At 43.6% G+C, this 12,166-nt stretch carries 13 protein-coding genes; 6 read left to right on the top strand and 7 right to left on the bottom strand.

Annotation, left to right across the window (positions count from 1 at the left end; genetic code table 11):
• The first annotated feature begins 99 nt into the window (after nt 1-99).
• Both AB986_RS11270 and AB986_RS11265 read left to right on the top strand, forming a co-directional pair.
• On the top strand, nt 100-1,557 hold the full coding sequence (locus AB986_RS11270; RefSeq protein ID WP_048311259.1) for an aldehyde dehydrogenase family protein: 1,458 nt from the start codon (nt 100-102) through the stop codon (nt 1,555-1,557).
• A 325-nt stretch (nt 1,558-1,882) separates the two neighbouring features.
• Complete coding sequence (locus AB986_RS11265) at nt 1,883-2,395, top strand: GNAT family N-acetyltransferase (RefSeq protein WP_048311258.1); 513 nt, start codon at nt 1,883-1,885, stop codon at nt 2,393-2,395.
• Between the two features lie 27 nt (nt 2,396-2,422).
• Here AB986_RS11265 and AB986_RS11260 read toward each other — a convergent pair whose 3' ends face one another.
• Nucleotides 2,423-2,716, bottom strand: a complete 294-nt coding sequence (locus tag AB986_RS11260; RefSeq protein ID WP_048311257.1) for a DUF5327 family protein — start codon at nt 2,714-2,716, stop codon at nt 2,423-2,425.
• A 92-nt stretch (nt 2,717-2,808) separates the two neighbouring features.
• Here AB986_RS11260 and AB986_RS11255 point away from each other — a divergent pair, with 92 nt between their 5' ends.
• Nucleotides 2,809-3,357 (top strand): beta-class carbonic anhydrase, encoded by a 549-nt coding sequence (locus AB986_RS11255; RefSeq protein ID WP_048311256.1) that lies wholly within the window; start codon nt 2,809-2,811, stop codon nt 3,355-3,357.
• Between the two features lie 36 nt (nt 3,358-3,393).
• Here the strand turns inward: AB986_RS11255 and AB986_RS11250 are convergent, their stop codons facing one another.
• Entirely contained in the window at nt 3,394-3,918 is a 525-nt protein-coding gene (locus AB986_RS11250; RefSeq protein WP_048311255.1) for a type 1 glutamine amidotransferase domain-containing protein, read from the bottom strand.
• 211 nt (nt 3,919-4,129) lie between these two features.
• Here AB986_RS11250 and AB986_RS11245 point away from each other — a divergent pair, with 211 nt between their 5' ends.
• Nucleotides 4,130-4,951 (top strand): TerC family protein, encoded by an 822-nt coding sequence (locus AB986_RS11245; RefSeq protein ID WP_048311254.1) that lies wholly within the window; start codon nt 4,130-4,132, stop codon nt 4,949-4,951.
• 35 nt (nt 4,952-4,986) lie between these two features.
• Here AB986_RS11245 and AB986_RS11240 read toward each other — a convergent pair whose 3' ends face one another.
• Complete coding sequence (locus tag AB986_RS11240; RefSeq protein ID WP_048311253.1) at nt 4,987-5,364, bottom strand: DUF1499 domain-containing protein; 378 nt, start codon at nt 5,362-5,364, stop codon at nt 4,987-4,989.
• Nucleotides 5,365-5,554: 190 nt separating this feature from the next.
• On the opposite strand from AB986_RS11240, the gene AB986_RS11235 reads away from it, so the two are divergent.
• Both AB986_RS11235 and AB986_RS11230 read left to right on the top strand, forming a co-directional pair.
• A complete protein-coding gene (locus AB986_RS11235; RefSeq protein WP_048311252.1) occupies nt 5,555-5,902 on the top strand; it encodes a YflT domain-containing protein in 348 nt (115 codons plus the stop codon).
• 347 nt (nt 5,903-6,249) lie between these two features.
• Nucleotides 6,250-6,441 (top strand): hypothetical protein, encoded by a 192-nt coding sequence (locus AB986_RS11230; RefSeq protein ID WP_053216140.1) that lies wholly within the window; start codon nt 6,250-6,252, stop codon nt 6,439-6,441.
• Nucleotides 6,442-6,733: 292 nt separating this feature from the next.
• On the opposite strand, the gene fumC is transcribed toward AB986_RS11230, so the two are convergent.
• From fumC to AB986_RS11210, 4 genes are all read right to left on the bottom strand, one after another.
• Nucleotides 6,734-8,122 carry a class II fumarate hydratase gene (fumC, locus tag AB986_RS11225; RefSeq protein ID WP_048311251.1) on the bottom strand — a complete coding sequence of 463 codons (1,389 nt, stop codon included), beginning with the start codon at nt 8,120-8,122 and terminating at the stop codon, nt 6,734-6,736.
• Between the two features lie 314 nt (nt 8,123-8,436).
• The gene (locus AB986_RS11220) at nt 8,437-10,353 is read right to left on the bottom strand and encodes a TRAP transporter permease (protein WP_236690403.1); all 1,917 of its coding nucleotides are present in this window, start codon (nt 10,351-10,353) and stop codon (nt 8,437-8,439) included.
• A 64-nt stretch (nt 10,354-10,417) separates the two neighbouring features.
• A complete protein-coding gene (locus tag AB986_RS11215) occupies nt 10,418-10,921 on the bottom strand; it encodes a DUF1850 domain-containing protein (protein WP_236690372.1) in 504 nt (167 codons plus the stop codon).
• A gap of 93 nt (nt 10,922-11,014) precedes the next feature.
• On the bottom strand, nt 11,015-11,983 hold the full coding sequence (locus AB986_RS11210) for a TAXI family TRAP transporter solute-binding subunit (RefSeq protein WP_048311249.1): 969 nt from the start codon (nt 11,981-11,983) through the stop codon (nt 11,015-11,017).
• Nucleotides 11,984-12,166: the final 183 nt, after the last annotated feature.

Raw genomic sequence — 12,166 nt, 5'->3', positions numbered from 1 at the left:
AAGCGTTTTTATGTTGGAAAATCATTCTGCACACGCCAATGTTTATTCCACTAATGAACCGGGAACCTTCTTTAAGGTACACATAAAGGAGGACTATTCATGTCTAACACATATACGAAACAATACATTAACGGCGAATGGGTTACGGGTTCGAGCGACAAAACTGTAACAAATTATAATCCATTTTCCGGCGAGGAATTATTTACATTACAATCTGCGTCTGAAGAAGACCTAAATCGTGCTTACACGATTGCGAAAGAAGCTCAAAAATCATGGGAGAAAACGACTCCTGGCAAGCGTCAGCAAATTCTCGATAAAGTTGCGGCGCTAATGACAGAACGTAAAGAAGAAATCATCGACTGGCTTGTGAAAGAGTCTGGTAGTACAGTAATTAAAGCAAACGTTGAATGGGCTGCAGCGACTCGCGTTGTGAAAGAGTCCGCATCATTCCCTTATCGTATGAAAGGTCAAATCGCACCTTCTGATACGCCTGGTAAAGAAAACCGCATTTACAAAAGCGCTAAAGGTGTTATCGGCGTTATTGGACCGTGGAACTTCCCGCTTCACCTTTCCATGCGCTCCGTAGCACCAGCGATTGCAACAGGCAACTCAGTTGTGCTAAAACCTGCATCTGAAACACCTGTAACAGCAGGATTCCTTATTGCAGAGCTATTTGAAGAAGCTGGCCTACCGAAAGGCGTATTGAACGTTGTCGCCGGTCGCGGATCTGAAATTGGCGATGCATTTGTAACACATCCGATTCCAAAGTTAATTTCTTTCACAGGTTCAACCGAAGTAGGTCAGCATATCGGTGAGCTTGCTGGGAAGAACATTAAAGAAACAGCTCTAGAGCTTGGTGGTAACAACGTATTTATCGTGATGGACGATGCTGATATTGACCAAGCAGCTGAATCTGCCGCATTCGGTAAATTCTTGCACCAGGGTCAAATTTGTATGGCGATTAACCGCATTATCGTACACGAAAGCATTCACGATGAGTTTGTTGAAGCCTTTAAAGAAAAAGTCGCTTCCCTTCAAGTTGGTGACCCAGCTGACGCAAAAACAGCTGTGGGACCACTAATCAACAAAGACGCTATCGAACGCATTCAAGAATCACTCAATACGTCTCTCGATCAAGGCGCAGAAAAGATTCTCGGTGGCGAAGTGGAAGGCAATGTGATGCATCCGGTTATTCTGACAAACGTGACGAATGACATGCCGATTGCGAAAGACGAAATCTTCGGCTCCGTTGCACCAATTCTGAAATTCAGCACAGATGAAGAAGCGATTGAAATGGCAAATGCTTCTCAATATGGCTTGAGTGGGTCTGTTCACTCTAGCGACTTAAATCGCGGCGTTCAGATTGCTCATCAAATTGAAACGGGTATGGTTCATATTAATGATCAGCCTGTTAACGATGAAGCTCACATGGCTTTCGGTGGTGAGAAAGAATCTGGTCTTGGCCGATTTGGCGGAGAGTGGGCTTTAGATAAGTTCACAACAGTGAAATGGATTTCTGTTCAGCAAGAACGCCGTCAGTATCCGTTTTTCAAGTAAGCTGTTTTTAGCAGACATTTATGCTATAAGAGTAGGGGTGATTTCCGCTCCAGGATGCTCGCTTTCCGCGGGGCGAACGCTGAGCCTCCTCGGCACGCTTTAGGCGTGCCTGCGGGGTCTCACCTGTCCCGCTAGTCCCGCAGGAGTCGAGCATCCTTCCGCTCCAATCAGCTATATGTGTAGTTTTTTAATGAAAACAACACCCTTTACAAAAGGAAGCTAACAATATACATTCAGAGTCCTCGTTTTTGCGAGGGCTCTTCTTTTGAGTTGCTTTTTATTTTCATTTTTGAAAAAATAAGAGTTGAAACAGGGAGGTACGCACATGATTGAAATTCGTGAGGAAAAGGAAGCAGACCGTGAGGCGATTTCAGAAGTTTTAAGGGAAGCTTTTAACAGTGAAGATGAAGTTCAGCTTGTGAATGCCATTAGAGAGTCGCAAGGATTTATTTCAGAGCTTTCACTTGTTGCACTGCATAACCGCAGTGAACCTGTTGGGTATATCCTTTTTAGCGAAATCGAACTACATACCGAAAAAGGATCAGTCCCTTCTCTCGCGCTTGCGCCTGTTGCGGTAGTTCCTAAGCTTCAAAATGAAGGGATTGGCAGTATGCTGATTAAGGATGGCATGATGCGAGCAACCTCACTTGGCTATCGGCATGTTGTTGTACTTGGTCACAAAGAATATTATCCGAAGTTCGGGTTTGTTCCAGCGTCCGAAAAAAACATCACAGGACCGTTCCAAGCAGGAGATTCATTCATGGTACGAGAACTTAAGAAAGACGCCCTGAGTGATGTGAGTGGAGAGGTTGTCTATCCGAAAGCTTTTGGCGTATAAAAAAACCGCTGCAGTAGCGGTTTGGTGTTAGAAGTCGAAGATCGATTCCTCGTTTGCATCGTCTTCTTTCATCGGTTTTGAAGAGAGAGACTGCTGTTGGACTGGCGCTTGAGGTACGGGACGCTGCGTTGCTAGAGGTTGGGCCTGACGTTTAGGCTTTGATTCTGATGCCTGAAGCAACATATCGCAGTATGTTTTGATCGCGATGAGTTCTTCACGAATGCCATCCACATCTGCATCATTTTCTTCAACATTATATGTTAGCTGTTTCATGCGAGCATTCATTTGATGAACCAGCTGATTAATTGGTATATCTTTCATGTCGGTAAACTCCTTTATTTGAAGGATCTTATCACTAGTGTACCAAATCATTATGCAAATGAACAAAATTATAAAAGCAAGGAGATTGAATAATGGATACACTTAATGAAGTACTAAAGTTTAATGAGCAGTTTGTTGAGAACAAAGAGTACGTACCTTACGAAACATCAGGTCTTCCTGATAAAAAAGTTGTTATTCTATCTTGTATGGATACACGCCTCGTTGAACTTCTTCCACGCGCGATGAACTTAAAAAATGGTGATGTCAAAATCGTGAAAAACGCTGGAGCAGTCGTTAGCCATCCGTTTGATAGCATTATGCGAAGCCTTCTTATTGCGGTTTATGAACTTCAAGCTGAAGAAGTTTGGGTAATTGGCCACCACGATTGTGGGAACGGGAAAGTTAAGCCTGATCAACTGATTCATAAAATGGAGGAGCAAGTGACGGAAGAAGTTGTCGCTTCCCTAAAGCACGTCGGAATCGACCTTCATTCATGGCTTGAAGGCTTTAAAACTGTTTATGACGGAGTTAGTGATAGCGTAGCAACCATTCAAAACCATCCACTACTTCCGAAAAACACGCCTGTTCACGGACTAGTGATTGATCCTGCAACCGGGAAATTAGAACGAGTAACAAAATAATCAAAAGCTCACTCCAACATGAGGAGTGAGCTTTTCTTATGAGTTAGCTAGAACGTCTGCGAACGCTTTTCCGTATTGCGGTAGATCTGGTGGACGACGAGCTGATATAAGATGGCCATCAATTACGACAGGTTCATCAATCCAGGTTGCTCCGGCATTCTCCATATCATCTCGGATGCCTGGCGTACTTGTTACTTTCTTACCTTCAAGTACTTTGGCAGAAATCAGTACCCAGCCTGCATGGCAAATTTGTCCGATTGGCTTTTTGTTTTCTTCCATATGCTGTACCATTTTAAGGACAGACGGGAAACGACGAATTTTATCAGGTGCCCAACCTCCTGGTACAAGAATGGCGTCATAATCAGCTGGGTTAATGTCGTCATACGCATAGTCAGATACGACAGGTACGCCGTATTTACCGATATACTTCTCACCCGCTTTTTCACCTACGTAGTGAACCGTTGCTCCTTCTTCAATCAAGCGGTAGTACGGATATGTCAGTTCAAGGTCCTCATATTCATGATGAACAAGACTAATTACTTTTTTATTGGATAAACGCATGTTACCACCTCCATGTACTACGATATACCATTTGAACTCAATTTCAAAACGTATGCGTTTCTTATTTTGTTAGAAGGGTAAGAAATTGGTATCTATTCCACTTGCTACAGATTCGTTAAAAACCTGTACTGATCAGGGTTTTGCCACCTCGCTCATCTAGTAAGGAGATGTTGATTGGGGATACTACATAGTAATCAAAGGAGAGATACTCATGGATGTTGGTCTTTTACTGGAGTACGGGTGGGTGCTGCTCGTTCTAATTGGACTCGAGGGTGTGCTTGCTGCAGACAACGCTCTCGTAATGGCGATAATGGTAAAGCATCTCGATCCCCAAAAGCGTAAAAAAGCGCTTTTCTATGGACTTGGGGGAGCATTTGTTTTTCGTTTTGGCTCCCTTTTTATTATTTCATTTCTTGTAGATATATGGCAGGTACAAGCGATTGGAGCAGTTTATCTCCTGTTCCTCAGCTTAAATCATCTTGTTAAGAAGTTTATTCTTAGTAAGCGTAAAGAGGATAAGAAGAAGAAAAAGCATAATGAAGGCTCAGGTTTTTGGACGACTGTTTTAAAAGTTGAGCTTGCTGATATTGCCTTTGCAGTTGATTCCATTCTAGCTGCAGTGGCATTAGCTCTTACCCTCCCTACCACGAATTTACCTAAAGTCGGTGGCATGGACGGTGGTCAGTTTGCAGTTATTCTAACAGGAGGAATCGTTGGTCTGATCATTATGCGTTTTGCTGCCAATTATTTCGTTCGTTTGCTTCATCGTAAACCAGGCTTAGAAACAGCAGCTTTCGTCATCGTCGGTTGGGTCGGGGTTAAACTCGCCATCTACACACTTGCTCACCCGAATCTTGCTATCCTTGCAGAGGATTTCCCTAAAGAGCCCGCTTGGAAAATCACGTTCTGGGCTGTACTCGTTGCCATAGCGCTCGGCGGCTGGTTCCTTTCCTCTGAAAGAGATGAAGACGAACGTGAAGATGATAATGCAGATGTACTTGAAGAAGAAGAAGACGAAGCAGATGAGTTTTAAATGTAGAAAAACAGGTGCCAAGCGGCACCTGTTCTTTATTTCTCAAATGCTTCCTTGATTTCTTCCATACGCTTTTTGTTAACACCGAAGTCAGAATACCCTTTACGAGAAGCGGAGCGGAAATGGATGTGCTCGCCTGCCGTATCAATGTAGAATTCGATATCATCTACGAACTTCATCAGCTTGGACGTTTCCTCCGCACGTATGTAATGCGTATCAGCTTCGACAACCTTCGTACGGTCTCGATTTGTTAAAATGCTTTTTAATTTAGTCAGCGCGTCTTCCGCTGTGCCATTATATGAGATGGGTTCCATGCCATTCTTTTCGCTTGTACTTTGACTTGATACACAGTTCGGTTTATCCGGACATGGCGCTAACTTTCCTTGTTTAACACCTAATTGTTCAGAACTCATTTCGATCGCCTCCTGAAATAATTGTTCTTCTTTCGGTATACCCTTTCATGTTAGGTCTTGAACATATTATGGCTTATTCTTGTGCAATCAACCAGCACATCACTGTGCAAATTTCTCGTTTAGAACAATTTCTCAGCGTGTATAGTATCTGTGAGATGAAAAAAGTGAAATTTTTAAGGAGGCACTAACAATGAGTAGACCAGTAGTACGCGAATACCAAAACGACGAGAAGCTGAAAAGTGACATTGAGGAACTAAGCAACATCGGAGTATCCAAAGACGATATTTACGTGCTATCTCATGACGATGATCGCACTGAACGCGTCGCAGACGGCGTTGACGCGAATACAATCGGCAAAAAGGAAATGGGTCTCAGCAGCCTTAAGAACGTATTCAGCAAAAAAGGCGACGAACTGCGCGAGAAAATGCAGGAAATCGGATTCTCAGAAGACGAATCAGAGCGCTACGAAGAAGAAATGGACCAAGGAAAGATTTTCTTATTTGTAACAGATACAGATAAAGTAGCGGAGTGGAAATAAAAGAGCGTAGTGCTGTAGCGAAGCAGCGCTGTGCAGTAATGGGGGTCAGGCTCGTGCCTGACCCCCTTTTTAAAAGGCTCTTTTCTAATAAATTGTTGCTTTTGAATCAATTACTGAATAAAAAAACCACATTTCGCTAATTGGAGCAGAAGGATGCTCACCGCCCGTCCCGCGGAAAGCGAGCATCCTGGAGCGGAAATTAACCACTTATCTAAAAGCAACAATATCTACGAAAAGAGCCTTTTAAAAAATATATTCTAAAACAGGACAGATCGGGGTCTTCCCACTCTTGTCACTGCATATATTTGTAGGGCACTAAAAATATTTCTTTCAAAGGGAGTGCTGATATGTTGGATCGAACATTGCTTTTCGTAGCCGCTATGATTGCTGGGTTTGCTTTAGTTGAACTGTCTGAGACTGATTCATTCTTATCTAGTCTCAATCCGGTCTTCGAAGTTGTTGGCTTTCTAGCAGCGCTGCTATTTGCACTTGTCTTGATCTACAAAGGCATCATGGCCATATTACCCCGGAAAGCGTAAGCGCTCTCCACTCCTGAAAGAAAAGCGAAAGTAGCCCGTCTAGATCCGTAGGATGTTGGAACACTTTAGAATGAGACGCTTTTTGTCTCAATCTAAAGTGTGAAACAGCCGGAGGATCTGGGCTGCTGTAGCTAGACAAGAAAAGCGAAAGTAGCCCGGTTAGATCCGCAGGATGTTGGAGCTCTATAGAATGAGACGCTTTTTTGTCTCAATCTATAGAGTGAAACAGCCGGAGGATCTGGGCTGCTGCTACACAGAAAAAGCGGAATCTCAGCGATCCCGCTTTTTTGCATTATTCTTTTGGTGCAATCATGTCTTCCGGACGAACGATATCGTCGAACTGTTCAGCCGTTAATAGTCCGCTCTCTAAAGCAGATTCACGAAGCGTTGTACCATCTTCATGGGCTTTCTTCGCGATTTTCGCTGCATTTTCATAACCGATGTGCGGGTTAAGTGCTGTTACAAGCATTAACGAGTTCTTCAAGTAATCTTGAATCACTTCTTCGTTTGGCTCGATGCCAACTGCACAGTTATCGGTAAATGACTTCATGCCGTCTGCAAGTAAACGAGAAGACTGTAGGAAGTTATAAATGATAACCGGTTTAAATACGTTCAATTCAAAGTTCCCCTGACTGGCTGAGAAACCGATTGTAGCATCATTCCCCATTACCTGAGCCACAACCATCGTTAGTGCCTCACTCTGAGTTGGGTTTACTTTTCCTGGCATAATCGAGCTTCCCGGCTCGTTAGCTGGGATGTTCAATTCACCAATACCACAGCGTGGTCCGCTTGCAAGCCAGCGTACATCGTTCGCGATTTTCATAAGATCTGCTGCGAGTGCTTTCAGAACACCGTGCACGTGAACAATTTCATCATGACTTGTAAGCGCATGGAACTTGTTTTCCGCTGATGCGAATGTTTTGTATGTCATCTTGCTAATTTCTTCAGCAACCATGTCACCGAACTTCGGATGTGCGTTCAGTCCAGTACCAACTGCTGTACCACCGATCGCAAGTTCCTTCATGTATTTCACACTTTCTAGAAGCATGCTTTCACACTTCACAAGCATACGGTGCCATCCGCTGATTTCTTGACCGAGCGTAAGTGGCGTTGCATCCTGAAGATGCGTACGACCAATTTTAATAATATGGTCATAATCTTTCATTTTTTGATAAAGCGTTTCTTTCAGCTCGATGAGAGCAGGATAAAGATGATCCTCAACAGATAGGACTGCAGCAACGTGCAGTGCCGTTGGGAACGTATCGTTAGAAGACTGAGATTTATTCACATCATCATTGGGATGAATGCGCGCTTCGCTTCCTTGTTCTTGTAAAAGTTCATTCGCACGATAGGCGATCACTTCGTTCATGTTCATGTTGGACTGCGTACCGCTTCCGGTTTGCCATACTACGAGCGGAAAATGCTCATTATGCTCGCCGTTAATCACTTCATCCGCTGCTTTCACAATGGCGTCTGCTTTCACTTCTTCTAGCTTCCCAAGACGCTGGTTCGCAATGGCTGCGCTCTTCTTCAGAATCGCAAATGCTTTAACAACCTCAAGCGGCATTTGTTCGATACCGATTTTGAAATTCTGCTTACTACGCTGCGTTTGAGCACCCCACATTTTATCTGCTGGTACTTTGATTTCTCCAATTGTGTCTCGTTCAATACGATAATCCATTGTGATCCTCCTTCAATGTATAAGCTAACAGGTTCCACTTCGATAAAAAGCAGTGAAGTCCTTTTTCTTAAAGGCTCTTTTCGTAGACATTGTTGCTTTTACTGTATAGCGTTTGATTTCCGCTCCAATCAGCGAAGTGTTGAGTTTTATTCAATAATTGCTTCAAAAACAACAATCTTTTAGAAAAGAGCCTTCTTAAATTAATTTCTATAAATGACGACGCTTACATCATATCACACTCTTCTACAACCTGGAATCCGCATGATGCATCGTTTTTCTCATAGAAAAAGCTACCCACATGGTGGGTAGCTCATTTATGCATTGGCAACTTGTTTTTTGTCGTCACCCTTCACAACAAATTGAAGAACGAGTAAGGCAATAAAGAGACCAAGCCCAATTAAGTCAGTAAATCCTTCTGGATAAATAAGCATAACACCAGCTGCAACGCCTGCGATTCGCTCAACAACATTCGTTCGGCGGTACCAGTACCCAATCATACCTGCACCAATACTAATCATACCTGTTAAAGATGTGAACAGAACCCATAGAAGGCTTTGCCACGTTGTATCAATCATCATCAGCTCAGGTGAGAGCACGAAAATGTATGGAATGATAAACGCGGCGATGGCGAGCTTTGCCGATTGCACCCCGGTTCGGAGCGGCTCGCCCCCTGACACACCAGCTGCCGCAAACGCTGCGAGGGCTACAGGTGGCGTAATGTCTGCGACGATTCCGAAGTAGAACACAAACATATGCGCAGAAAGCTCAGGCACTGAAAGCACGATCAGCGCAGGTGCCGCAATCGTTGATGTGATAACATAGTTTGCTGTTGTAGGTGAGCCCATCCCAAGTATTAACGATGCAATCATCGTAAAGAAAAGAGTGAGTAGAAGGTTCTCACCAGAAAGGGAAACAAGGCTATTCGCAAGCTTCAGTCCGAGACCTGTAAGTGTCACAACCCCAACAATCATACCCGCTGCGGCCGTCGCTGCAGCAACTCCGAGTGCCGTTCGTGCACCATTTGCAAGTGCATCAATGAAATCACCTATGCCCATTCGCGTTTCCTTATTAATTGCGCCAACTATTATTGCGGTTAGAATGGCATAAAGTGCAGCACGTGTAACAGATGTACCAGACATTAAAAAGAAAATAACCGCTACGATCGGAAACAGCAAGTAAATTTTGACGAGAACCGCTTTTCGATCTGGCATTTCTTCTTCAGTTAGCCCTCGTAAGCCAATTCGTTTCGCTTCAAAGTGTGTCATAATCCAAATTCCTGTGAAATATAGCAGCGCAGGGATTGCAGCAGCCTTAGCAATTTCCCAATATGTAATGCCGCCACCAATAAATTCAACCATTAGGAATGCTGCCGCTCCCATAATCGGTGGCATAAGCTGACCACCTGTTGAAGCAGCCGCTTCAACGCCACCAGCAAACTCTTTTCGATAGCCAAGACGTTTCATCATTGGAATGGTAAAGGAACCAGACGTTACAACGTTGGCAACAGAGCTTCCGCTAATCGTTCCTTGAAGCGCACTTGAGAATATCGCTACTTTAGCTGGTCCGCCAACTCGCTTTCCTGCGATGACAAGGGCGAGGTCATTGAAGTATTGACCTACACCCGTTTTCACGAGAAAGGCACCAAATAGAAGGAAGAGAAAAATAAACGTTGCCGATACACCGAGTGGGGTTCCAAGGATCCCTTCTGTTGTAAAATACATCGAACGAATAATTCGGTCGATGCTTAGTCCTCTGTGTTGAAGAAAGCCTGGCATATAAGGACCAAAATACGAATATAGCAAGAAAATCGACGTAATGATCGTAATCGGTAACCCTACTACTCGCCTCGTCGCTTCAAGAACAAGGAGAATCGCTAAAAGCCCGACAATTAAATCAAGCGTTGTTAGACGACCAACCCGGAAAACGAGCTCTTCAAAGTTAAGCGGCCAGTACATGCCGACATACACTCCAATAAGTGCAAGCAGCCCATCATACCAGGCAACCTGAAATCGCGTTTTCTTTTTTAACCTTTTCTTTGATGCTGGAAACAATAGAAAAATAAGTCCGAGCGCGAACGCTAAGTGAATTGAGCGCTGAAGCTGTGCAGTGAATACTCCAAAGATCGCCGTATACAGCTGAAAGACGGAGAAGCCGACAAGTCCAGCTAATGAGATCCACCCAAGTATGCCTGTCAGCCTGCGATGTCCTGCTTCTGGATCAAATTTGGCCATCAATTCCTGCGTTTGTTCGTCTGTTAGGTGTTCTTTCTCTTCTTTTGTTTTCGGAGGCTGATCGTTATTGCTCAAGAACATTAACTCCTTTCATCCACTGCCATAAGCTGATCGATTCAGATTCTAAATGCACCCAGGAGCCAGGTTTAATAAACGTACTCAGTTCAATTTCTTTACCCTGCACAAGAAGAATATGATCAGCTATTACTTTGCCTGTTCTAAGATCAATAAATGGAAATTGCCGGTTCATATCTTTAATCTTATAGCCATCCTCATCCTGTACAAATCGTTCACCTTCCCCTGCATCTGAAGGCATGCCGACCCCGAACGTTTCATAAGCAAGTTCATACTGAACAATCTCTCCTGATTGAGCAATATAATACGACTCCTGCACAGGTGTTTTATGAACAGAATGCGTGTAGCGAATGTCAAAACTCGATGGATCGTCTTCAAACGGAAGGTACGCAAGAACTTTTCCCGACTCCCCATTTTCGACAGCCATAACTGGGAAAAACGGATACAAGAAAACAATGGATATAAGCACAAGTGCGACTATGGTCTGAAACAAAAATTGTCTCGTCGAATTAGAAGGGTTCATAATAAGAGGACGCAGGCTTTTCACCTGCGTCCATCACATCCTTTTCAAAGAGATTATCTAGCGTTACTCGACACCTTTTTCATCAAAGTACTTCTGGGCACCTGGATGAAGGTCGATTCCAACACCTTCCAAAGCGCTGTCAGCTGTGATGAATTCACCTTTTGCGTGTGTGATTTTATCTGAGTTATCAAAGATCGCCTTTGTAAGTTGATACACATAATCTTCATCTAGATCTGAACGTGTTACTAGCATCGCTAGAACTGCAACCGTTTTGACTTCGCTTTCGAGGCCATATGTTCCACTCTTAATTGTATCTTCAGCATAGTATGGATATTTTTCAACTAGTTCAGAGATTTTGTCATCTTCAATTGGAAGGATCGTCACAGGCTTAACGGCTGATAGCCCTTCAACTGCACCAGTTGGTGTTCCAGATGTAATGAATGCAGCATCAATTGTGCCATCTTGAATACCTTCAGTTGATTCATCAAACGCAAGGTGCTGTGCATCAATGTCTTCCATTGATATGCCGTGTATTTCTAGAACCTGCTCTGCATTCGCATATGTTCCACTACCTGGAGCACCGACTGATACTTTCTTCCCTTTCAGGTCATCAATCGAAGATATACCCGTTTCCTGAAGTGTCACAACTTGAATGGTTTCAGGATAAAGCGTTCCAATTGCTTGAATGTTATCGACTTTGCCATCTTCGAACATTAATTCACCCTTTGTGGCATATGCTGCGATATCTGTTTGGGTAAACGCAATATCTGCATCGCCATCTTGAAGGATTTGCATGTTTTCAACAGATGCACCAGAAGACTGAGCATTCGCACTCTCAATGTCTGTTTCATCTTGAATGATGTTGGCAAGCTCACCACCAAGTGGGAAGTAAGTTCCACCAGTTCCACCTGTTAGTAAACTGAGCTCTGAAGGTGATCCACCTGCTTCACCATCCGATCCCCCACAAGCTCCGAGTACCATCGTGAGTGATAGTACAGCTACGAATAGACTAAATATTCTTTTCTTTCCCATGCTACTTCTCCCCCTTAATAGTTAGAAAATTTCAAATTAAATATACCATAATGTTCTTTTGAATGGTACAGGCAGTTAGAACAGATCTATTTTCAAGTTTCTGTTGTAATACAAAAAAACCTGCAATTCTACTCATTTCGATTTCATTCGACTAGTCCAGAGGGTTGGATTCTGTCGAACAAA

It is taken from the genome of Guptibacillus hwajinpoensis, assembly GCF_001039475.1.
Lineage (GTDB): Bacteria > Bacillota > Bacilli > Bacillales > Guptibacillaceae > Guptibacillus > Guptibacillus hwajinpoensis.
Note: the sequence above shows the minus strand (reverse complement) of the source record. Positions and strands in the feature narration are given on the sequence as shown.